Genomic DNA, 22,279 nt, shown 5'->3' on the forward strand with positions numbered 1-22,279 from the left:
TCCAGAAGAAAGGAAAGGCACGGCATGACGAACGCCACTCTGGCCCAGGCCGAACCGCCTATGGCCTTCGATGAGGACGACTTCGCCCCGCTCGACGTGAGGGTCGTCGTCGCGGAACACCCGTACGGCAAGCTCATGTGCTCCACCGGTGACGGCTGCGGACCGACGTGTCAGGGTGGGGCCTCCGCCTGCAACTCGTTCGTGGAGGACTCCGCCTGATCAGGCGCTTTCGGTGGATCGGACCGGCCTCGGTCCGGTCCACCGAACCGCTTCCTGCGTCCGCGCCGACCGAAGGGGTTCCTCTCCATGACCGCCAACACCGAGGTCGGATACCGGTGGCAGGGCGTGGCTCTGCTCCGCGCCACCACGAGCACGGGCACCGCCGACCTGCCCCGCTCGCTGGACCTGGACAACACTGTGCTCCTCCGAGGCTGGCTCGCCCGGACCTGGCAGCGCGATGACGTACGGGAGGCGCTGCGACTCGCCGCGCCGGTGCTGTGCGAGACCGTCGAAGCCGCCGTCCAGGGACAACAGACCCAGCCCCGGAAGATCCGCCGGGCCGTGCTCTCGGTCGCCTCCTACCTTCTGCGCTGGCAGCACCGCCCCACCCCTCTTGGGCTGTTCGCCGGTACGGCCCCACTCCTCGTCGGGTCGGAGCCTTCGGTCCGATGGGGTACGAAGCCGACAGCGACCGTACGAGCGGATGCCGAGTGGCTCACTGAGATCATCCAGCGCCTCCAGGCCAGCTCCGGGCTCCGTGACCGGCTGCCCGTGATCGCCAATGCGCCGGTTCAGATTCGTGATGACCGGCTCGTCGCCCCCGGCCAGCCCGCCGACGCCCATGCGACGCACCTGGCGCCGGAAGAGATAGCCGTATGGAACACGCGCTCACTCGCCGCCGCGATGGACGCGGCCCGGCACCCCATCTCGTACGGAGACCTGCGCTCCCACCTCCATACCCGGTTCCCACGGGCCGCCGTCGAGCAGATCGACACCCTGCTCCAGGAGCTCGTCTCGCACCACCTCCTCATCACGAGCCTGTGGGCACCCATGACCACCGTCGACGCCTTCGGACACCTCTGCACGGAGCTGAGGAAAGCCGACGCGGAGACGGTGGACGAGGTCGGGGACTTGGTGCGGGAGCTGTACGCGATTTACCAGGAGCTGTCCGGGGCGCGGTCTGACCGTACGACGCTCGGCGCCACGGTCGAGCGGATGCGAGCGGCCTCCTCAATCACCGCGACCCCGGTTCTCGTCGACACGGCCTTCGACTGCGAGGTCCGGATCCCTCAGTCGGTGGTGGACGAGGCCCAGCGCGCCGTCGCGGCGCTGTACCGGACCACCCCGCAGCCGTACGGCTACCAGCACTGGCGCGACTACCACCACGAGTTCCTGGCCGAATACGGCACCGGAACGCTCGTCCCAGTTCTGGATCTGCTGTCGGACACGGGCCTCGGGCTGCCCGCCGGCTACACCGGATCCGTCCGCGAGCGGGCACCGAAGCAACTGACGGACCGGGACGGGATCCTTCTCTCTTTGGCGCAGGAAGCCGTCATGGCGGGCCGCGACGAACTGGTCCTCACCGACACCGTGATCGCTGCCTTGGCCGAGGCCGCGGGCACCGACGACCGGACACTCGTACCTCGGGTGGAGGCCGCCTTCGAGATCCACTCCGCATCTACTGCGGCACTCGCCCGGGGCGACTTCCAGCTCGTGATCACCGGCGTGCCGAGACCGGGCAGCAGCATGGCCGGCCGCTTCGCCCACCTGCTCCCCGCAGAGCACCGGGCCGCGCTGGCCGCTACGTACACGGACAACACCGGCGGGGTCGCCGCGCAGCTCAGTTTCGCTCCCCGCCGACGGCGCAACGAGAACGTCGCCCGCGTCCCGCGCCTGCTCTCCCACGTCATCCCGCTCGCCGAGCACCGCGAGCGGGACGATGGCACGATCCCCCTCACCGATCTCGCCATCACCGCCGATGACCGCAGCTTCCGTCTCGTTCAGGTCTCCACCGGCAGGCCGATCACCGTACGGGTGCCGCACGCCCTTGAAGCGGCGGTCCAGACCCCACCGCTGACCCGGTTCCTCGCCGAGATCGCCACCGCCCGGCACGCCGTCTACAAGCCGTTCGACTACGGGGCCGCTGCCCGCCTGCCGTACTTGCCCCGGGTGCGCTACCGACGCACCATCCTCACCCCGGCCCGCTGGCTACTGAACGCCCAGGACCTTCCAGGCCAGACGGCCACAACGAAGGAGTGGGACCACGCCCTCGACGCCTGGAGGGACCGGCTCCGGGTCCCGGAACGCGTCACCATGGCCGAACACGACCAGCGCCTCCTGCTGGACCTGACCCACAGCGTCCACCGCCACATCCTCCGCATGCACCTCAACGGAGCCGGTCGCCTGGTCCTGCGCGAAGCACCGGACCCCGACGCCCACGGTTGGCTTGGCCGCGCCCATGAGGTCTGGCTGCCGCTCCACTCCACCCATAAGGACGACGGCGACTCCGAGTGCTCCGCACTGACCTCGACCGTCCTGGTCGACAGGGGAGAACTCGACTTACCCGGCGCCGGTACAGTCCTGCGCGCCCAGCTCCATGCCCACCCACGGCGCCAGGACGAGATCCTCGACCGGCACCTGCCTCGCCTCTTCGAACGCTTCGGCGCCACCCCGCCGACGTGGTGGTTCACCCGTCACCACGACACCTCGCCGTACCTGGACTTGGTGCTCCACATCGAACCAGGCACGTACGGGACAGCGGCCGAGCACGTTCATGCGTGGTCCCGCGCTCTCCATGAGAAGTCCCTGGCCTCCAAGCTCGCCCTGACCGATTTCCGCCCGCATCCGGGTGAGTACGGGCATGGGCCAGCGCTGGCCGCCGCCCACCGGCTTTTTGCCGCCGACTCAGCGGCAGCCCTCGCCCAGATCCGACTCACCGACCAGAACCCCAACCACTCACCCCAAGCCTTGGCGGCGGCCAGCATCCTCGACCTCGTACGACACATTGCCCCCACCCCCGAAGAGGGGGAGGACTGGCTGATCGAACAGACACCCCAGGGAAGCGGGCGACTGGACCGGCACCTGCGCGAACAGACCCTCGATCTCGCCACCCTGGGCAACCGGACCGCGCTCACAGCTTTCCCGGGCGGCACCGGGGTCACCGAGGCATGGACCACCCGTGCCACCGCCATCCGGGACTACCGGCGATCCTTGACCGGCCAGCGGCACCCCCTGACCACCGCTCGCCTGCTGATCCGCCAGCACCACGCCCGCGCCCTCGGACCGGACCCCACCACCGAAGCCGCCACACTACGACTCGCCCGAACCGCAGCCCTGCACCACCAGCACCGGAGGGGAACGCGATGACTGCCCCGGCCACCGAACTCCTCCAGCGGCTCACCGACCGCCTGGCCGACCCCGTCCCGCCGCCCGCGGACGAACCCTGGCGAGCCCAGTCCCTCGCCGAAGGAGCAGCGGGAATCGCCCTCCTCCACATCGAACGCGCCCGCCTCGGCCTGGCACCCTGGAAGCACGCCCATCGCTGGATCACCCAAGCGGTGGCCGGAGAGGTCAGCGCAGCCGACACCACCGGCCTCTTCCTCGGGGCGCCGGCCGTTGCCTTCCTCCTCAGCACCACACCCCCGTCGGCCGAGCACCTCTACGCCGACGCGCGGGCCACCCTGCACCGGCACATCACGGAGCTCGCCCACCGCCGGACCGACGCCGCGCTCGAACGAATCCACCGGGGAGACCCAGCCTCGTTCGCCGAGTACGACGTCTTCTACGGCCTCACCGGAATCGGCGCCTACCTCCTGCGCACCGACCCCGGGGGAGCGGCCCTGGAACGAATCCTCGGCTACCTGGTCGCTCTGACCCGTCCGCTCGGCGAAGACCACCGTGGCCTCCCCGGATGGTGGGTCGACCACGGCCCGAACCGCGAGCACTCCGCCGACTTCCCGGGCGGGCACGGCAACCTCGGCGTCGCCCACGGCATCACCGGCCCGCTGCTCCTCCTTGCCCAGGCCCTCCGCCGGGGCGTCGCTGTCCCCGACCAGCCCGAGGCCATCCGCACGATCTGCGATCACCTCGACACCTGGCAGCAGCAGGGCGAAACGGGCCCCTGGTGGCCGGAGCACCTCACCCGCCACGACCTCGCCACCGGCCGCCCCCACCAGCCGGGACCCGCCCGCCCGAGCTGGTGCTACGGCACCACCGGCATCGCCCGCGCCGGACAGCTTGCAGGCATCGCCTTGAACGACGCGAAACTTCAAGCCGCCTATGAAGACGCTCTCCACCGGGCGCTGACTGACCCCACCCAGCTCGCGAGCATCACGGACAACGGTCTCTGCCACGGATGGGCCGGCATCTACCAAACAGCTGTCCGGGCCGCCCACGACGCGCACGACCCCCGCCTCCGCACTCTGCCCGCTCTCCTCGGCACCGCCTTCCGGGCTCGCGCGCACCCTGCCGGAGACCGGAATCTAGGCTTTCTGAACGGCGACGCGGGTACGGCGCTCGCCCTGACCACCCTTACCGCGCAGCAGACCCCGACCTCGGGATGGGACGCATGCCTTCTGATCGACTGACCCGGACCGATCCGTTCCAGGCCACGGAAGCGGTCCTCGACGTGCTGGCCGGGACTGCGGTCTCCAATGCTGCCCGCAAGGCGGAGATGGACCCGTCCGACCTCACCGACGCGGTCGAGCTCTTCCGGCACGCGGGGACCGAGGCCCTCCGGAGCAGCTCGACCGACTCCGAGTGGTGGCAGGTGAACCTCCACTTCGCCGAGTGGCGGATGGCCGAGTTCCACTTCCTGGCCATGATCATGCCGCTCCTGCGTGCCGCTGAGGCCGCAGGGGACATCGACGGCTGGTGGTACACACGCAAACATCCCTGCTGGCGCCTCCGTATCCGGCTCACCTCCACGAAGCCGATGGCAAGGGCCGCGCTGATGGAAGGCTTCGACCGGCTCGCAGCCCCGGGCGGGAGTTTTCTCGAACGGTGGTGGGCTGGCATCTACGAACCGGAGACCACGGCCTTCGGCGGCCCGGTCGGCATGACGGCCGCGCACCGACTGTTCGTCGTGGACAGCCGGGAGATCCCCCGCATCGACGACCGCCACGACATCCCTCTCGGCCGCCGCGAACTGTCCGTCCTCCTCTGCACCCTGATGATGCGCGCCGCCGGCCTCGAATGGTACGAACAGGCCGACGTCTGGCACCGCGTCATCACCGAGGAACATCGCACCCCGGTCAACCCCATGTCCCCGGAGAAGCTCGAAGCCATCTCGGAGGCCATCGGAACCCTCCTCCGAGCTGACCACGACAGCCTGCTGCGCCCCGGCGGGTCACTCGAACCCGTTAAGGAATGGGCCGCTGCCTTCGCGGAGACCGGCAGATCGCTCGCCGAAGCCGTCCGACTCGGCACACTCGACCGTGGACTGCGCCGGATCCTCAGTCTCCACGTGATCTTCCACTGGAACCGGATGGGGCTGACCATGCACTCCCAGGGCGTCCTGGCGCTGACCGCCCGCACCGTGATCCTGGGCCATTCGCAGGATTCATCACGGCCCTCTTCCGGAGAGTGAGGGTGTCGCCGCCCGAAGCTGGCCATGAGGACTCACGGAGGATGCGGTGAGGGCTCACTGAGCCCTCAGTGAGTACTCCGTGAGGGCTCATGGTCCGGATCTAGGACCTAGGATCCTGGATCTAGGAACTACTACTGCGGGGCGCGAGCGCCCCCACACCTCCTCACCGTCTGGTTGCCTGCCGGTATGTCGTCCCCGTGAGACGGCAAAAGTGTCTGGACGAACACGGAAACGGATTGGACCGGCCGGACTTCTCGGTTATCGTCCCTGGTCACCGTCCTGGGCCATCCTCGCCGACCCTGTTCGCCGCCTACGCCGAGGAGCTGTGATGCACGCCCACGATGCCCAGTTCCTCCGCAGCTGCCCACGTCGGGGCATCAACTCCACAGCCGCCCCGTTGGCTCCAGACCGCGCCAGTCTCGGCCCCGGGCACCCACCCGGTCACTCCGGTCGGGGACACTCCGGCCGACCGGAGCGGACAGCCGGCCATCTTCCCCGACCCAGAGCCTGAGCAACCGGCCGCGACGAGGCGGCCTTGTCCGGGGCCCCACGCTGTAGACCGCTCAATCCGGACACCGGGCTGACCGGCCTGGAGGACGAACTTCTCCCCATCGCTCGCGAGGCGGTCACCCAGGCGGACAAGGTCACCCGCCAGATCGTCGCGGAGGCTATCCGAGGACAAGGCATCCTGCTGGCCAACGACCGGCTGACCGCCCTGGTCACCCAGCTCCGCACTGGGGACCGACCGGTGCCGGTCACCCCCGCCCGGGGCACCAGGACACCGAGCAACCGCCCTTGCTCGTACCGGAGGCCCCTGCGTGCACCACCCCGGTCACCCCGACCGAAGCCGACGCCTGGAGCACCACCTTCCACCGGCACACCGGCACGGTCACCTCCACCACGCCGAACGCGACCCGGACGGGACCTGGGCCGTCCGCCGAACGGCCACCAGCCGGCCGTCGACCCTGCACCACCGGGCCCTCGCCCTCGACTACGCCGCCGAGATCCTGCGGGACTTGCGCCGAACCGGCCGACCCCACCATCGCCGTGTGCGGAGGTGACTGCCCGGCGCGAGGCCGAGCAAGCTATAGCGTCCGAAACTCCTCAGCAGCCACGGCTGCTGAGGAGTTTCGGACGCGCTTGCCCGCCCCGGACGGGGCGGGAGGACCTCCCGGCCTCCTGGGGCGCTGGGAGGAAAGGCTGCGATTGGGGGCGGGACCGCAGCCAGAACGGATGGCAGCCCCTGCCCGGCCACGTGCGACGGCTCCAGGCCAGGGCTCATCAACTTCACCGTCTGTTGCTGACGCCAAGGACATGCGACTTCCCTTCAGCCTGGTGAGGGCCAGAACCTGTTCGCTCCCGACACGTCGGCCGATCTCCGCTAAGCCCGGCGGCGATGTCACGTGGGCCTCTACGATGTTCGCTCGGCTTGACCATCCTCTGGAGCACCATGCGTCTCGAACACATCATGATCGACAACTTCCGCGGACTGAGCCACGTAGACATGTCGTTCTCCCGATTCGGCTGTCTCATCGGCGAGAACAACGCGGGGAAGTCCTCGGTGTTCCAGGCCCTCAACATGTTCCTTCGCTCAGGCTCCGCAGTCGACACGGACTTCTTGAGCCCGGCGCGGCCCATTCGCATCCGGCTCACCTTCACCGGCATCGGTGCGGCAGATCTGGAGCGTCTTGAGGAGAGTCACCGCTCACGCATCGAACCCGTGGTCGCGGACGGACGCCTGACCCTGGCGCGGACCTACGAGGGAGTCGGCAAGGGCACGATGTGGGTAGTCGGGAAGGTGCCGAGAGATCTGCGCTTCCGCAAGGAAGCCCTGGAGAAGGTACTCAGGCCCAAGATCTCCACCGAGGAGCTTGAGGAGAACGTTAAGTACACCTACCCGGAGATCTTTGCCAAACTATCCGGCAAGATCACCCGTACCGCCGTGAAACGGGAATGGGCCGAATGCGTCGCCAATCTCAGGGACGACGAGTACACCACGGGCGACGAAGCACTGATGACCGGCTTGGACAAGTCGGTGGCTCCCCTGCTGCCGGAGCCGATCTACATCCCGGCCGTGAAGGAACTCAACGACGACCTTAAGACCAGCTCGACAGCAACGTTCGGACGCCTACTGTCCATCCTGTTCGAGGATATCGAGCATCAGCTACCACAGCTGGAAGCATCCTTCGAACAGCTTCGCAGCCAGCTGAACGTCGTGTCACAGGAGGATGGCGGCGAGTCGGACGGTCGGCTGCCGGAGGTGCGCGAGATTGAATCGCTGATCCAGCGCAACCTCCAGGAGTCTTTCCCCCGCGCAAGCGTTCGCCTGGAGATTCCCCCGCCACGCTTGCGTAGCCTGCTGGAGGGGGCGCAGATCACCGTCAACGACGGCATCAACGGCCCGTTCAAGACCAAGGGCGACGGCCTGCGCCGGTCGGTGGCTTTCGCCATCCTGCGAGCTTACGTGGACATGAAGACCGCGAAGCCTACTAAGCCAGACAGTGCTCAACAGCCCTGTCTGCTGATGTTCGAGGAGCCTGAGGTGTTCCTGCATCCGCAGGCGCAGCGCCAGCTCTTCGATGCTTTGACCGTCTTCTCCGGCTACAACGACGTTCTGGTCAGCACACACTCATCGTCCTTCTGCGCGCCCGGAGCGACCGGCACCTTCGTGAAGGTCGTTAAGGACCACACGCTGGAGCCGCCCGCCAGCCGGACCTGCGTGATCGACCTGTCCGACATGGACGCCCGAGATCAGTTCGAGATCATCACGCACGAGAACAACGAGGCGGCTTTCTTCGCCACCTCCGTGCTCCTTGTGGAAGGTCCGAGTGACCGCACTCTCATCCCTCACATCGCGCGTAGCCTCAGCCCGCAGTGGGACTTTGACAAGCATGGTGCTGCGATCGCGAAGGTTGAAGGTAAAGGCAGCATCGAGCGGTACCGCAGCTTCTTCCAGCGCTTCGAGATGAGGGTCGCGGTCGTCGCGGACCTGGACGCGGTGCTCGACGGGTTCGACAAACTAGGCGCGAGCGACGAATGTCGCCAGCTGCGTGACCGGGTGGTCTCGAAAGTCAACGAACTGGTGAAGGACGAGGACATCAAGGTATCCTCCAGCACTCTCAAGAGCCTCGGCAGGAGCGGTAGTGCACGCACTCTGTGGGAGCATGCGCAGCTCAAGGGCGAAGAGCACGCCCAAGGTCTGTGCGAGTTCGAGGAACTGGACGCAGCGGTGAAAGTGTTCTTCGCCCGCTCCGCTTCCGGCACCGCCCGGCGGATTCTCGAAGATGCCGAGGACCTGGAGCTGGAGAAGATGAAGCTGGATCTGCTGAGGATGCTTCGCCACGAAGATATCTACGTCTGGGAGCGCGGGGCGATCGAGGCCTACTACCCCGAGCTCCAGGCCAACGAGTCGAACAACAAGAACGACCGGGCTCGCATGTTCTGTGAGCGCTACACCACCGCCGATGCCATCCGTGGGCTACCGGTGTTCAAGGGTTCGGCTGCATGCGAGTTCGACCTCATCTTCGAGGCCTTCTTTGGAACATCACCACTGCAGCCAGGAACAGTTGAGATCCCTCAGCAGGCCACGGCAGACAACAGCGGACCTGTGGCCCCTATCTCGCCCGCGGTCCAGGGGCCGCGCTAGAACGGGTGTGAGCTGCAGGCATCGTGGCTGACATCAAGAGGTTTGTGCGCTGCTTCCGCCCACGGGCTCTCGTAGACGGTACAGGCGGTTCGGGTGGCGGAGGTCGTGTCCCGCTTCAGAAGTAGCCGCCTCTGTGCATGGTGGCAGGTGCCTGGAGTCACGATGGCGAGGGCCGTCCGGGTTTCCGGACGGCCCTCGCCGTGATCAGTGTTGTTGCCGCTTGCCGCTTGCCGCTTGCCGCTTGCCGGCTGAGGGCGACGGGGCAGGCGATAAACAGAGCGCAGGGGCAAGACGGACGAGGGGGTGCGGCCCAGGTGGCGTGGGAGACATCGAGTTCGGGCAGATGTCCCCTATTCGAGCTGGTTCAGCTCAGCCCGGAGACGTTCGGCCTCGGCTTCGGTTCTTCGCAGCTTTCTCTCCAAAGTGGACCGCGAGGGCGTAGGCGTGGTGCTTATGGTCTTCTCGGTCTTCCGCTGCTTGGGAACAAGTCAACCGATGCGCCCGTAGGCCAAGATCATTCGTACTTGAGGGCAGGAGTAGCACAGCTGCTCAGGCTCCGGCGAAGGCCAGCCGTCTGCAAGCATCCGTCGGGTGTGCTCCCGATCCCGCTCGGTCTGCAGTTCCGGGTTCGTTCGCCAGGCTTTCTCGACCTCGGCGGATATCTGCTGGACTCTTCGCGGAGTTGGCTGGTGAGGCTCTGAGGCAGGCGTCCAGCCGAGACTTGGGGCAATGGTTTCCTCCACGTGACCGCAAGACAGCGTTGTCTCCCAGAAGGTAGAAGTGTGCGGTTCGTCGTGGCGGATCACCGACCACGTCTTGGGGTCGATGTCATCCGGCGGTTCGACAGGGTCAGCGGGAAACGTCACCTCCCTCCGCTCGCCCCACTCGGCGATCACTCGATACGGCACCGGCGGGGAATCGTCGTGCCTGCAGATCATCTGCCCAAGAGGCAGTACTGAGCTGTGAACGTGCTCCTTCCATTGCAGCTCATGTGGTTGGGGTGCCGCCTTCGCGCGTGAGTACCTTGGTGATGCAGCCGCAGTCGAGCTGAACGCGCCACCGGAATGCCCGCGTCAGATCCGGAATCAGGAAGTCCCAGAGCACCCCCGGGATGTACCCGCGCATTTTGGTGACCTCTGCTTCGCACTCCCGCAGCACCTCCTGGCATGGTCTGGCTTTGCCGGGAAGCCGTCGCGACGTGGGGGTACCCGGCGGCCTGTCCTCCAGGAGGAGCCGGCGGCTGTCGGCCGAAAGGGCACTCATGGCGTCTCCCCGTTCGTTGCCCAGTGGCTGCTGTTCATCGGGCGCAAGCGGACTGTGAGCGGCCGGTGGGAGCGCTACAGACCTGGTTCCAGCACCAGGGGAATGCCATGCCGATTCACTCGTGTGGGTGGCCGTCTACGAGGGGGCACCCCAGGGACTTTTCAGGGACTCTCACGCCCGCCTCAGGCCCGATCCAGGGACCTTCCGCCGTGCAAGCTGGCAAGGCCCTGACAACGCCGAAAGATGAAAACGCGCTGGTCAGGGCCCACCCGTCGCGACTGGCTCAGCACTCGATGATGTTCACCGCGAGCCCGCCCCGCGCCGTCTCCTTGTACTTCACCGACATATCCGCGCCGGTCTCCTTCATCGTCTTGATGACCTTGTCGAGGGACACCTTGTGGCTGCCGTCGCCGCGCATCGCCATCCGGGCCGCCGTCACGGCCTTGACCGCCGCCATGCCGTTCCGCTCGATGCAGGGGATCTGGACGAGGCCGCCGACCGGGTCGCAGGTCAGGCCGAGGTTGTGCTCCATCCCGATCTCCGCCGCGTTCTCCACCTGCTCGGGGGTGCCGCCCAGGACCTCGGCGAGGGCGCCCGCCGCCATCGAGCAGGCGGAGCCCACCTCGCCCTGGCAGCCGACCTCGGCGCCCGAGATCGAGGCGTTCTCCTTGAAGAGCATGCCGATCGCGCCCGCCGCCAGCAGGAAGCGGACCACGCCCTCGTCGTCGGCGCCGGGCACGAAGTTCATGTAGTAGTGCAGCACCGCCGGGATGATGCCCGCCGCGCCGTTGGTGGGGGCGGTCACCACTCGGCCGCCCGCCGCGTTCTCCTCGTTCACGGCCATCGCGTACAGCGTGATCCACTCCATCGAGCGGGCCAGCGCATCGCCCTCGGCCCGCAGCTGGCGGGCGGAGTTGGCGGCGCGGCGGCGGACCTTGAGGCCGCCGGGCAGGATGCCCTCACGGGACATGCCGCGCGCGACACAGGTCTGCATCACCCGCCAGATGTCCAGCAGACCGGAGCGGATCTCGTCCTCGGTGCGCCAGGCCTTCTCGTTCTCCAGCATCAGCGCGGAGATCGAGAGCCCGGTCTCGCCGGCCAGCCGCAGCAGCTCGTCGCCGGTGCGGAAGGGGTACTTCAGCACGGTGTCGTCGAGCTTGATCCGGTCCTCGCCGACCGCGTCGTCGTCCACCACGAAGCCGCCGCCGACCGAGTAGTACGTCTTCTCCAGCAGCGGCGTGCCCTCGGCGTCGTACGCGAAGACGGTCATGCCGTTGGCGTGGTACGGGAGGGTCTTGCGGCGGTGCAGGACCAGATCCGCGTCGAAGTCGAAGGGGATCTCGTGCATCCCGAGCAGACTGATCCGCCCGGACTCCTTGATCCGCTCGACCTGCTCGTCCGCCGTCTCCACGTCGACCGTGCGCGGGGAGCTGCCCTCAAGGCCCAGCAGCACCGCCTTGGGCGTGCCATGGCCGTGCCCGGTCGCGCCGAGCGAGCCGTACAGCTCGGCCCGGACGGAGGCGGTGTGGGCGAGGAGCCCCTCGTTCTTCAGCCGACGGGAGAACATACGGGCCGCGCGCATCGGGCCGACCGTGTGCGAGCTGGAAGGACCGATGCCGATCGAGAACAGGTCGAAGACCGAGATGGCCACGGGAGTACTCCTAGGAGGTGGTAGACGCCGTTGTCTGCCAAGGACTCAGTGGCGCGAAGCGCGTCGATTGAGGGTGGTGCTGGGAGACGAGCGGGCTGTGCGGTGGTACGGGCGGGGGCATCGCGCCCACTCCAGTGTGCGCGATGCCCCCCGAAGTTTCGTACAGGTGTACGTCTTCGCTTCAGACGGGCTTTACAGCCCGGGGTACAGCGGGTGCTTCGCCGCCAGCTCGGACACCCGGGCGCGCAGCGCCTCGGTGTCGTACGACGGCTTCAGCGTCTCGGCGATGATGTCGGCGACCTCGCGGAAGTCCTCGGCCTGGAAGCCGCGGGTGGCGAGCGCCGGGGTGCCGATCCGCAGACCCGAGGTGACCATGGGCGGCCTCGGGTCGTTCGGGACGGCGTTGCGGTTGACCGTGATGCCCACCTCGTGGAGGCGGTCCTCGGCCTGCTGGCCGTCCAGCTCCGAGTCGCGGAGATCGACCAGAACCAGATGGACGTCGGTGCCGCCGGAGAGCACCGAGACGCCGTGCTCGGTGACATCGTCCCGCACCAGGCGCTCGGCCAGGATCCGCGCGCCGTCCAGGGTGCGCTGCTGGCGCTCCTTGAACTCGTCGGAGGCCGCCACCTTGAAGGAGACCGCCTTCGCCGCGATGACATGCTCCAGCGGGCCGCCCTGCTGACCGGGGAAGACCGCGGAGTTGATCTTCTTGGCCAGCTCCTGGACCGAGAGGATCACACCGCCGCGCGGGCCGCCCAGCGTCTTGTGGGTGGTCGTGGTCACGACATGGGCGTGCGGCACCGGGTTGGGGTGCAGCCCGGCCGCGACCAGGCCCGCGAAGTGGGCCATGTCGACCATCAGATACGCGCCGACCTCGTCCGCGATCCGGCGGAAGGCGGCGAAGTCCAGCTGGCGCGGGTAGGCGGACCAGCCGGCCACGATCAGCTTGGGCCGGGACTCCTTGGCGAGCTTCTCGACCTCGGCCATGTCGACCTGACCGGTGGCGTCGTCCACGTGGTAGGCGACCACGTTGTAGAGCTTGCCGGAGAAGTTGATCTTCATGCCGTGGGTCAGATGCCCGCCGTGCGCGAGATTCAGGCCCATGATCGTGTCGCCGGGCTTGAGCAGCGCGAACATCGCCGCCGCGTTCGCCTGGGCGCCCGAGTGGGGCTGCACATTGGCGTGCTCGGCGCCGAAGAGCTCCTTGATGCGGTCGATCGCGATCTGCTCGACCACGTCGACGTGCTCACAGCCGCCGTAGTAGCGGCGGCCGGGGTAGCCCTCGGCGTACTTGTTGGTGAGGACCGAGCCCTGGGCCTCCATCACCGCGACCGGAGCGAAATTCTCCGAGGCGATCATTTCCAGGGTGGACTGCTGACGGTGGAGCTCGGCGTCGACGGCGGCGGCGACATCGGGGTCCAGCTCATGGAGAGGGGTGTTGAGAAGCGACATCTCGGGTCCCTGTCGTGGTCGGTCGTGGGCGGGTGCCGGGGGCGGGGTCAGTTGGCGGAGAACTCGGCGTACTCGTCCGCGGAGAGCAGGTCCCCGGGCTCCTCGCCGATGCGTACCTTGAACAGCCAGCCGCCCTCGAAGGGGGCGGAGTTCACCAGCGACGGATCGTCCACGACGTTCTGGTTGATCTCGGTGACCTCGCCGGTCACGGGGGAGTACAGATCGCTGACGGACTTGGTCGACTCCAGCTCACCGCAGGTCTCGCCCGCGGTCACGGTGTCGCCCACCTCGGGAAGCTGGGCGAAGACGACATCACCGAGCGCGTTGGCCGCGAATTCCGTGATGCCGACCGTCGAGACGCCGTCCTCGGCGGTCGACAGCCACTCGTGCTCCTTGCTGTAGCGCAGCTGCTGCGGGTTGCTCATGGCCTGAATTCTCCTGTACGCGGGAAGGGCGAATGGACGGGCGGGGGGTGGTACGGGGTGCCGCTGGTCACTTCCGGCGCCGAAACGCCCCTTCCGGGGCTTTTGGCGCGTGGGTTCCGGGGCGGTGAGCGCGTGGGTTCCGTGGGGTGCGCGGGCCGGGCGGGGCGTGGTGCGCGTGTGTCGGTGCCGGTACGGTGCGTGCGCCGGTGCCGGTACGGTGCGTCGTCGCGGTCCGGCGGACCGTTACTTCCGGCGCTTGTAGAAGGGCAGCGCGACGACGTCGTACGGCTCCTGCGCGCCACGGATGTCGACGCCGACGCCCTCGGTGCCCGGTGCGGAGTGCGCCGCGTCCACATAGGCGATGGCCAGGGGCTTTCCCAGGGTGGGGGACGGCGCGCCGGAGGTGACCTCGCCGATGACCTCACCGCCCGCCACCACCGGGTATCCGGCCCTCGGCACCCGGCGGCCCTGGGCGATCAGGCCCACCAGCTTCCGCGGCGGGCGGCTCTCGGCGCGCTCGGCGGCGGCGGCCAGGGCCTCGCGCCCGACGAAGTCGCCGGCCTTGTCGAACTTCACGACCCGGCCGAGACCGGCGTCGAAGGGGGTCAGCGCGGTGGTCAGCTCATGCCCGTACAGCGGCATGCCCGCCTCCAGGCGGAGCGTGTCACGGCAGGAGAGGCCGCAGGGGACCAGACCGGCGTCCCGGCCCGCCTCGGTGAGCGCCTGCCACAGCGCCTCCGCGTGCTCCGGGGCGACGAACAGCTCGAAGCCGTCCTCGCCGGTGTAGCCGGTGCGGGCGATCAGGGCGGGCACGCCGGCGACCGTGCCGGGGAGACCGGCGTAGTACTTCAGGCCGTCCAGGTCGGCGTCGGTGACGGACTTCAGGATGCCGGGGGACTCGGGCCCCTGGACGGCGATCAGGGCGTAGGCGTCCCGGTCGTCCCGTACCTCGGCGTCGAAGCCGGCCGATCGCTCGGTGATGGCGTCCAGCACGATCTGGGCGTTTCCGGCGTTGGCGACGACCATGTACTCGGTCTCGCCGAGCCGGTAGACGATCAGATCGTCCAGGATGCCGCCGTCCTCGCGGCAGATCATGGTGTAGCGGGCGCGGCCCGTGCCGACGGAGCCGATATTGCCGACCAGGGCGTAGTCGAGCAGAGCGGCGGCCCCGGGGCCGGTGACGGTGATCTCGCCCATGTGGGAGAGGTCGAAGAGCCCGGCACGGGTGCGGACGGCGTGGTGCTCGTCGCGCTCACTGCCGTACCGCAGCGGCATGTCCCAGCCCGCGAAGTCGGTCATGGTCGCGCCCAGCGAGCGATGCAGTGCGTCGAGGGCGGTACGGCGGGGTGCGTTGCTCATGGATTACGGCTCCCAGGGTCCCAGGGCATGCTGGCGAGGACAATCCTCCCCATCTGTCATCGGAACCTGAGAGGTTCATCGCGACCGTGTGTACGGATGACCGTAGGGACGGGCTGGTCGCGACTTGCACCTTGGGTGGAGCCGCCCGGCGGCGGCCCGCTTTTCAGATCTGCCTCATCGCACGCGGTACGGGGCCTGAGAGATTCAAGGGAGGAACTTGCTCCTTCGGCGCCCGGCACAGGGGTGCCCGGGACTCTCCCGCGTGGATTCAAGCGGCCGGTATGCAGTTGGCGGGCACATCATTGCACGCATCGGGGTGCGATGGGGGGTGCGGCCCTGGACGTTCTGCGACGGCGTGCGCGGGCGCCGGAGAGCGGACCGACACCCGCCGGACGCGCCTCAGCCGCAAATCGGTTGTGCCGCATTACCATTTCTTTACGCTTCTTGGGCAAGTGTCTGGGTGACCTGACAAGGGGGAGGGTGTGATGACGTTGCAGCACTCCGGTGCCTACGCCACGACCGCGGGCGTGCCCGCACAGCCGCAGATGCCCGTCCGGGGGCTTCGCAAGGCGCTGGGCGTGCCCGTGCTCCGCGATCTGAGGGACCGCTCGGGGCGCAGCCCCCGGCGGCTGATGTTCGCGGCGGGAGACGTGGTGGTGGTGTCCGGCCTGCCCGGCAGCGGGAAGTCGACCCTGATCCGGCGGGCGGCGAGCGGGCGGCGCATCGATTCCCAGGACACCCGCGACCGCTGGGACGCGCGGATGCCGGCGTTTCTGCCGTACGGGGTCTACCGCCCCCTGGTCCGCATCGCCCACTACACCGGGCTGCGGCGGGCGCTGCGCTCCGGCGAGAGCGTGGTGGTGCACGACTGCGGTACGCAGGCGTGGGTGCGGCGCTGGCTGGCCCGCGAGGCACGCCGCCGGGGCCGTGCGCTCCATCTGGTGCTGCTGGACGTACCGCCGAAGGTGGCCCGGCAGGGGCAGCGCGAGCGCGGCCGGGACGTCTCCGGGTACGCCTTCGCCAGGCACCGGCGCGGGGTCGGCCGGCTGATCGGGGACGCGGAGTCCGGGCGGGTGCCGAGCGGTGTCTCATCGGTGGTTCTGCTGGACCGCGACGCGGCGACGGTGCTGAGCCGGGTGGGGTTCCTGGAGGGGTGAGCCTGGTTTGCTCGGGGGTCGCGGGAGTCGCCGGGACCTCGGGAGTCGCGGGGGCGGGGTGGGGCGGGGTGGGGGTCGCCGGGATGCCCCGGTGCCGGCCGCCCCGGGACCGGAGCGCTGAACCCGGCCCCGGCGTGCCGAACCGGCCCGAGCGCACCCCGGCCCCGGGATGCCCCCGAGCGCGCCCCCGACCGGGAAATTCGCCCGTATATGCCCGATCCGGGCGGCTCCCCGTCCCCCGTCCGGCCCGCACGGCATTAGGGTCTGTGGGGCAAGCCGTGGGGACGACCGGCAGAGCCGGGGGAGAGGGCCAGTTTCATGACCATTCCGGAGCAGGCACATCCGCATCCGTACAGCGGCGGCTGGCCCGCGAACGAGCTCGAAGAAGCCCTCGCCGCCTCCCTCGGCAACCCCTCCGCCGGAGCCCGGCTCGTGGAGGTCCTCGGCCGCAGCCCGGTCTGGGTGCCCCTGCCCAACGGCGGCACCCCGGAGAGCCGGAACCTCGATCTGCCCACCATGGAGATAGCCGGGGCCGCCTATGTCCCGGTCTTCAGCTCCGAACAGCAGTTCATGACCTGCGTCGGCGGCCCCATGCCCTTCACCGTCGCGCCCGCCCGCGACTTCGCCCGGGGACTGCCCCCGCAGCTCGGCATCGCCGTGAACCCGGGCGGCACGGTCGGCGTCCCGCTGCCCCCGCCCGCCGTCGCCGAGCTGTGCCGCGCCGGGAGCACCCCGCTGGACGGCCCGGCCACCGGCGGCCGGGTGCGGCTGTTCGAGCCGGACTGGCAGGACGAACCCGTCGACTTCCTCGCCGCGGCGGCCGGAGAGTTCGAGGAGTGCGGGGTCGTCCACACCGCCCGCCGCGCGCTCGGCTCGGTCGAGGGCGAGCCCCCCGCCCTCTTCATCGGCGTCCAGCTCTCGTCCCGCGACGGCTCGGAGGGCACCGCCCCGCTCGACGCCCTCGGCCGGGCGCTGGGCCGGGCCGCGGTCGGCTGGCCGGTCAGCCTCATACTTCTCGACATCGCGCAGGACCCGGTCGCCGACTGGATGCTGGCGAAGGTACGGCCGTTCTACCAGCGCGATCACCGATAACGGTCGCGATCGTCAACTATGCGTCAAGGCGGCCGATTAAGCTGGCGGCACGGCCTGACCTCCCACCGGTCCGGAGGCTGAGCCGAATACCGAGTCGGGAGAGGGGCGGAACCAGGGTGAGCGCGTCAGGCACCGCGGCGGCCGGGCAGGTCGAGCACATGCTGCGCCAGGTGACGCCCGGACGCTACGACGCGTACGAGGCATTGCTCACGGCACTCGCCGATCCGGCGGGCGGCAAGGTCTGGATGCTGCTCTGGCACGGCAGCCCCGGTTCCGCCGACGCCCAGTACGGGAACATGGAGATCGACGGCGTCGGCTACGCCCCCTGCGTCACCTCCGCGCGCGAGCTCGCCGTCTCCGGCTGGAGCCGTGCGCACGAGGTGGTCACCGGTCCCGACATCGCCCGCACCCTGTTCCCCGAGCGCTGGGGGATCTGGCTCAATCCCCATGCCCCGGGCGGCGGTGTCGGCATCCCCTGGCCGGATCTGCGCCGGATCGCCACCGGACTCGACCGGATGCCCGCCGGACCGCTGCGGCTGTCCGAGCCCGCCATCGAGATCCCCCACTTCTACGCCCTGCTCTCGCAGAACGCCCATCGCACCCTCGCGATCCGCTCGCTGCGCCGCGCCTGGGTGCAGCCCGCGCTGGGCGCTCCCTATCTGGCCATCGGGCTGGATCTGTATGACACCAGCCGGCCCTCCGTGGACGCGGTGCGGGCGATGATGCAGCAGTCGATCGCGGCGGTCCCCGACGGGCTGCCGGTCTCGACGGTCGCCATGTCGGACGAGTACGACCCGGTGGCGATGTGGCTGCGGGCCAACGCCCGGCCGTTCTACGACCGCGACGCGCACGGCGCCCCCGAGCAGGCCGGCGGCTACGGCTACCCGGCGGCCCCCACCCGCTGAGCTGACGTACGGCCGGACGGCGTGCGGTCCAGCCGTCGCACCCGCCAGCGTGCGCCCGGACGGCGTGCGGTCCAGCCGTCGCACCCGCCGGCGTGCGCCCGGACGGCGTGCGGTCCAGCCGTCCCGCCCGCCGGCGTGCGCCCGGACGGCGAGCGGCTCCCCGGCCTCACCCGCTGACGTACGGCCGGGTGGCGGGCGCACCCGCGGGCGCACCCGCCCGAAGCGTGATCGCGCCAGATCCCCGCCCCTGATGGCGTGATCACCGATATCAAGGGCCCGGATGGCATCCACGCCCCCGTTCCATGAGCCGTTCCCGGCGGCACCCGGTGAAAGCGCTCTCACATCCCCGCACCCGCCTGGGAAATCCAGATCCTCCTCGGCGTCCACAGGGCGGGAATTACCTCAACTATCGGGCGATATAAGCCAGATGAAACCCCGCTCAGTCATCGATGTCGTCCGGATAACGGAACCCGTCTACACGCATCACGTTTGAGCAAACATTCACCGAGGGGTCTGGCGGCTGGTCGCGCGGCCATTGAAGACTCCCGCAGCAAGGGAGGATTTCGCCCCCGTGTACGGCGCGCTTCACGTGTACATCTCGTACCAAGTGCCCCACGTACACCAGATGTTGTGAAAGAAGCCGCTCCAGCGGCGGGTACGGGCCGGTCACTTCCGGCCGAGAGGGGTCCCCACCACGATGACGGCACCATCGCACGACACGAGCGTGGACACCGAGCGGTCCCGGACCGCCGACGTCCCATCGGGCTCGGCAGGCAAGCCGGTCGAGGGCCGATCGCTGCGGCAGATCGCCTGGTCGCGGCTGAAGCGGGACAAGTTCGCCCTCGCCGGCGGTGTCGTCGTGCTCTTCCTGGTGATCGTCGCGGTCTTCGCGCCGGTGATCGTCTCCCTGCTGGGGCACCCGCCCGACAAGTTCCACCAGGACGAGATCGACCCGCTGTTCGGCACTCCCATCGGCTCCTTCGGCGGCATCAGCTCGGAGCATCTGCTCGGCGTCGAACCCAACAACGGCCGCGATGTGTTCAGCCGGATCGTCTACGGCGCGCGGATCTCGCTGCTCGTGGCCTTCCTCGCCGCCCTCGTCGCCGTGCTCTTCGGCACCGTCCTCGGCATCGTCGCCGGTTACTTCGGCGGCTGGGTCGACTCCGTCATCAGCCGGGTGATGGACATGCTGCTGGCCTTCCCGCAGCTGCTCTTCATCATCTCGCTGGTCTCGGTCCTCCCGAACGATCTGCTGGGCATGACCGGCAGCAATGTCCGGATCATGATCCTGGTCGGGGTCATCGGCTTCTTCGGCTGGCCGTACGTCGGACGCATCGTGCGCGGGCAGACCCTCTCGCTGCGGGAGAAGGAGTACGTCGAGGCCGCCCGCAGCCTCGGCGCCGGTCAGCGGTATGTGCTCTTCAAGGAGCTGCTGCCCAATCTGGTGGCCCCGATCACCGTCTACACCACGCTGATGATCCCCACCAACATTCTCACCGAGGCCGCGCTCAGCTTCCTCGGCGCGGGGGTGCGGCCCCCGACCGCCTCCTGGGGGCAGATGCTCTCCACCGCCGTGGACACCTACGAGTCCAACCCCACTTTCATGATCGTGCCCGGCGTCGCGATCTTCATAACGGTGCTGGCCTTCAACCTCTTCGGCGACGGGGTGCGGGACGCGCTGGATCCCAAGGGCACCCGATGAGCGCTGGCCGGCTCCCCAAGGGCACCCGATGAGCCTCACCCGGCTCCGTGAGGGCGCCCGATGACCGAGGGCGACCGATCCCGATGAGGCCCGGACCGCGCGTCCGCACCGCCCACCGCCCGCCGCCCACCGACCCCTGACGGACACCGACCGTCACCCAACTGAACGCGCCCCCGGCCACCGAAGGCCCGGCGGCACCCGATGGTCCCCGGCACCACGGCGGGGAACCGCGCTATCCCGGAGGTTGCAGGAATGACACCCCAACGCTCGTCGAGGACCAGGCGTATCGCCGGAGCGGCGCTCGTCGTGGCCGCCCTCACGGCCACCGCGGCGTGCGGCGGCGGTTCCAAGGACGGGGACGGCGGCGACGGCAAGGCCGCCGGCTACAACGCCGGGGTCAAGGGCATCGCGAACCCCTCCGCCAAAAAGGGCGGCACGCTGAAGTTCATCGGCAAGCAGGACTTCGACTCGACCGACCCCCAGCGCCAGTACTACGGCTTCGCCTGGGACCTCTCCCGGTTCTACGCCCGTCAGCTGGTCTCCTACGCGCCCAAGCCGGGCGCCGCGGGCGCGGAGCTGGTGCCCGACCTCGCCAAGGCCAAGGGCGTGGTCTCCAACGGCGGCAAGACCTACACCTACGAGCTGCGCGACGACATCACCTGGGAGGACGGCTCGCCGATCACCGCCCAGGACATCAAGTACGGCATCGAGCGCCTCTGGGCCACGGACGTCATCACCGGCGGACCGGGCTATCTGCGGCAGGTCCTCGACCCCAAGACCACGTACAAGGGCCCCTACAAGGACAAGTCCGCGGCCGGTCTGAAGGCCATCGAGACCCCGGACGCCAAGACCATCGTCTTCAATCTGGCGAGCCCCAACGGCGACTTCGAGCAGATGCTCGCGATGCCCGCCGGGTCCCCGGTGAAGAAGGAGAAGGACACGGCGGCCAAGTACCAGCTCAAGCCGTTCTCCTCGGGCCCGTACAAGTTCGAGTCGTACACCCCGAAGAAGAGCGCCGTCCTGGTCCGCAACGACAAGTGGCAGAAGTCCTCCGACCCGATCCGGGCCGCGCTGCCGGACAAGGTCACGATCACGGTCAACTCCAACATCGAGGCGATCGACGAGCTGCTGATCAAGGGCGAGTACGACGTCGACATGAACGCCACCGGCATGTCCCAGGCCGGCCGCACCAAGGCGCTCAAGCAGCACAAGGACAACGTCGACAACATCGAGACCAGCTTCATCCGGTATGTCGACATCGCCACCAAGGTGAAGCCGTTCGACGACATCGAGTGCCGCAAGGCCGTGATCTACGCCGCCGACTACCAGTCGATGCAGAAGGTCCGCGGCGGCCCCGACGCGGGCGGCGACATCGCCACCAACATGCTGCCCAAGTCCATCAAGGGCTCGGACGGCTACGACCCGTACGGCATCCTCGCCCGCGAGGGCAAGCCGGACATCGCCAAGGCCAAGGCGGCGCTGAAGGCGTGCGGCAAGCCCGACGGCTTCTCCACCAACATCAGCGCCCGCATCAACAACCCGGGCGAGGTCCAGACCGCCGAGGCGCTCCAGCAGTCCCTCCAGGCCGTGGGCATCAAGGCCGAGGTCGACACCATCGACGGCGCCGAGGCCGCCAGCATCACCGGCTCTCCCGCCATGGTGAAGAAGCGCGGTCTGGGTCTGATCATGACCGGCTGGGGCCCCGACTTCCCGACTGGCCAGGGCTTCTCGCAGCCGCTGGTGGACGGCCGCTTCATCGTCCCCAACGGCAACTTCAACGTCTCCGAGACCAATGACCCGAAGATCAACAAGTTCTTCGACGACGCGCTCAAGGAGACCGACCCGGCGAAGGCCGGCGAGATCTACAAGGAGATGAACCACGCTGTCGCGGACCTCGCCGTCCAGATGCCGTTCATCTACGAGAAGAACTTCACCTGGCGCAGCTCGCGGGTGACGAACGCCTACTCCACGGCGGCGTACAACGGCCGGTACGACTACGTCTCCCTGGGCGTCGTCAAGTAACCGTTCGCGGTGACCCGT

General features: G+C 68.8%; 15 protein-coding genes and 1 riboswitch. Of the genes, 10 read left to right on the forward strand and 5 right to left on the reverse strand.

Going from position 1 to position 22,279, the window contains the following annotated elements; all coding sequences use genetic code 11:
- Nucleotides 1-24 precede the first annotated feature (24 nt).
- The 5 genes from FF041_RS13520 (at nt 25) to FF041_RS13550 (ending at nt 9,233) form a co-directional block, all read left to right on the forward strand.
- Entirely contained in the window at nt 25-219 is a 195-nt protein-coding gene (locus FF041_RS13520) for an FxLD family lanthipeptide (RefSeq protein ID WP_153523064.1), read from the forward strand.
- Nucleotides 220-306: 87 nt separating this feature from the next.
- Complete coding sequence (locus FF041_RS13525) at nt 307-3,366, forward strand: lantibiotic dehydratase (RefSeq protein WP_153523065.1); 3,060 nt, start codon at nt 307-309, stop codon at nt 3,364-3,366.
- Nucleotides 3,363-4,586, forward strand: coding sequence for a lanthionine synthetase C family protein (locus FF041_RS13530; RefSeq protein ID WP_153523066.1), 1,224 nt, complete (start codon nt 3,363-3,365; stop codon nt 4,584-4,586). Before FF041_RS13525 ends, FF041_RS13530 begins: the two co-directional genes overlap by 4 nt.
- Nucleotides 4,568-5,587 carry a thiopeptide-type bacteriocin biosynthesis protein gene (locus FF041_RS13535; protein WP_153523067.1) on the forward strand — a complete coding sequence of 340 codons (1,020 nt, stop codon included), beginning with the start codon at nt 4,568-4,570 and terminating at the stop codon, nt 5,585-5,587. The genes FF041_RS13530 and FF041_RS13535 overlap by 19 nt, the downstream gene beginning before the upstream one ends.
- A 1,429-nt stretch (nt 5,588-7,016) precedes the next feature.
- Complete coding sequence (locus FF041_RS13550) at nt 7,017-9,233, forward strand: AAA family ATPase (RefSeq protein ID WP_194292014.1); 2,217 nt, start codon at nt 7,017-7,019, stop codon at nt 9,231-9,233.
- A 987-nt stretch (nt 9,234-10,220) separates the two neighbouring features.
- Here FF041_RS13550 and FF041_RS37830 read toward each other — a convergent pair.
- From FF041_RS37830 to gcvT, 5 genes are all read right to left on the reverse strand, one after another.
- Nucleotides 10,221-10,496, reverse strand: a complete 276-nt coding sequence (locus FF041_RS37830) for a hypothetical protein (RefSeq protein ID WP_194292015.1) — start codon at nt 10,494-10,496, stop codon at nt 10,221-10,223.
- A gap of 283 nt (nt 10,497-10,779) precedes the next feature.
- On the reverse strand, nt 10,780-12,147 hold the full coding sequence (locus tag FF041_RS13555; RefSeq protein ID WP_323391834.1) for an L-serine ammonia-lyase: 1,368 nt from the start codon (nt 12,145-12,147) through the stop codon (nt 10,780-10,782).
- Between the two features lie 192 nt (nt 12,148-12,339).
- Nucleotides 12,340-13,599 (reverse strand): serine hydroxymethyltransferase, encoded by a 1,260-nt coding sequence (gene glyA / locus FF041_RS13560; RefSeq protein ID WP_153523069.1) that lies wholly within the window; start codon nt 13,597-13,599, stop codon nt 12,340-12,342.
- 47 nt (nt 13,600-13,646) lie between these two features.
- A complete protein-coding gene (gene gcvH, locus FF041_RS13565; RefSeq protein WP_153523070.1) occupies nt 13,647-14,024 on the reverse strand; it encodes a glycine cleavage system protein GcvH in 378 nt (125 codons plus the stop codon).
- A gap of 243 nt (nt 14,025-14,267) precedes the next feature.
- Nucleotides 14,268-15,383 (reverse strand): glycine cleavage system aminomethyltransferase GcvT, encoded by a 1,116-nt coding sequence (gene gcvT / locus FF041_RS13570; protein ID WP_153523071.1) that lies wholly within the window; start codon nt 15,381-15,383, stop codon nt 14,268-14,270.
- A gap of 174 nt (nt 15,384-15,557) precedes the next feature.
- Nucleotides 15,558-15,654: riboswitch (glycine riboswitch) on the reverse strand.
- Between the two features lie 214 nt (nt 15,655-15,868).
- Here gcvT and FF041_RS13575 point away from each other — a divergent pair.
- From FF041_RS13575 to FF041_RS13595, 5 genes are all read left to right on the forward strand, one after another.
- Nucleotides 15,869-16,540: an AAA family ATPase gene (locus FF041_RS13575; protein WP_153523072.1), complete on the forward strand. Its 672-nt coding sequence runs from the start codon at nt 15,869-15,871 to the stop codon at nt 16,538-16,540.
- A 318-nt stretch (nt 16,541-16,858) separates the two neighbouring features.
- Complete coding sequence (locus FF041_RS13580; RefSeq protein ID WP_153523073.1) at nt 16,859-17,632, forward strand: enhanced serine sensitivity protein SseB; 774 nt, start codon at nt 16,859-16,861, stop codon at nt 17,630-17,632.
- A 116-nt stretch (nt 17,633-17,748) separates the two neighbouring features.
- Nucleotides 17,749-18,537, forward strand: a complete 789-nt coding sequence (locus tag FF041_RS13585) for an enhanced serine sensitivity protein SseB C-terminal domain-containing protein (protein ID WP_323391835.1) — start codon at nt 17,749-17,751, stop codon at nt 18,535-18,537.
- Between the two features lie 697 nt (nt 18,538-19,234).
- Nucleotides 19,235-20,239 (forward strand): ABC transporter permease, encoded by a 1,005-nt coding sequence (locus tag FF041_RS13590; RefSeq protein WP_153484636.1) that lies wholly within the window; start codon nt 19,235-19,237, stop codon nt 20,237-20,239.
- Nucleotides 20,240-20,491: 252 nt separating this feature from the next.
- On the forward strand, nt 20,492-22,261 hold the full coding sequence (locus FF041_RS13595; protein WP_153523074.1) for an ABC transporter substrate-binding protein: 1,770 nt from the start codon (nt 20,492-20,494) through the stop codon (nt 22,259-22,261).
- Nucleotides 22,262-22,279: the final 18 nt, after the last annotated feature.

The organism is Streptomyces jumonjinensis (assembly GCF_009600885.1).
Classification (GTDB): domain Bacteria; phylum Actinomycetota; class Actinomycetes; order Streptomycetales; family Streptomycetaceae; genus Streptomyces; species Streptomyces jumonjinensis.

Bases quoted from the DNA above. Each gene is read 5' to 3' on its own strand.
- FF041_RS13520 (WP_153523064.1), top strand. From the start codon at position 25: ATGACGAACGCCACTCTGGCCCAGGCCGAACCGCCTATGGCCTTCGAT.
- FF041_RS13525 (WP_153523065.1), top strand. From the start codon at position 307: ATGACCGCCAACACCGAGGTCGGATACCGGTGGCAGGGCGTGGCTCTG.
- FF041_RS13530 (WP_153523066.1), top strand. From the start codon at position 3,363: ATGACTGCCCCGGCCACCGAACTCCTCCAGCGGCTCACCGACCGCCTG.
- FF041_RS13535 (WP_153523067.1), top strand. From the start codon at position 4,568: ATGCCTTCTGATCGACTGACCCGGACCGATCCGTTCCAGGCCACGGAA.
- FF041_RS37830 (WP_194292015.1), bottom strand. From the start codon at position 10,496: ATGAGTGCCCTTTCGGCCGACAGCCGCCGGCTCCTCCTGGAGGACAGG.
- glyA (WP_153523069.1), bottom strand. From the start codon at position 13,599: ATGTCGCTTCTCAACACCCCTCTCCATGAGCTGGACCCCGATGTCGCC.
- gcvH (WP_153523070.1), bottom strand. From the start codon at position 14,024: ATGAGCAACCCGCAGCAGCTGCGCTACAGCAAGGAGCACGAGTGGCTG.
- gcvT (WP_153523071.1), bottom strand. From the start codon at position 15,383: ATGAGCAACGCACCCCGCCGTACCGCCCTCGACGCACTGCATCGCTCG.
- FF041_RS13575 (WP_153523072.1), top strand. From the start codon at position 15,869: ATGACGTTGCAGCACTCCGGTGCCTACGCCACGACCGCGGGCGTGCCC.
- FF041_RS13580 (WP_153523073.1), top strand. From the start codon at position 16,859: ATGACCATTCCGGAGCAGGCACATCCGCATCCGTACAGCGGCGGCTGG.
- FF041_RS13590 (WP_153484636.1), top strand. From the start codon at position 19,235: ATGACGGCACCATCGCACGACACGAGCGTGGACACCGAGCGGTCCCGG.
- FF041_RS13595 (WP_153523074.1), top strand. From the start codon at position 20,492: ATGACACCCCAACGCTCGTCGAGGACCAGGCGTATCGCCGGAGCGGCG.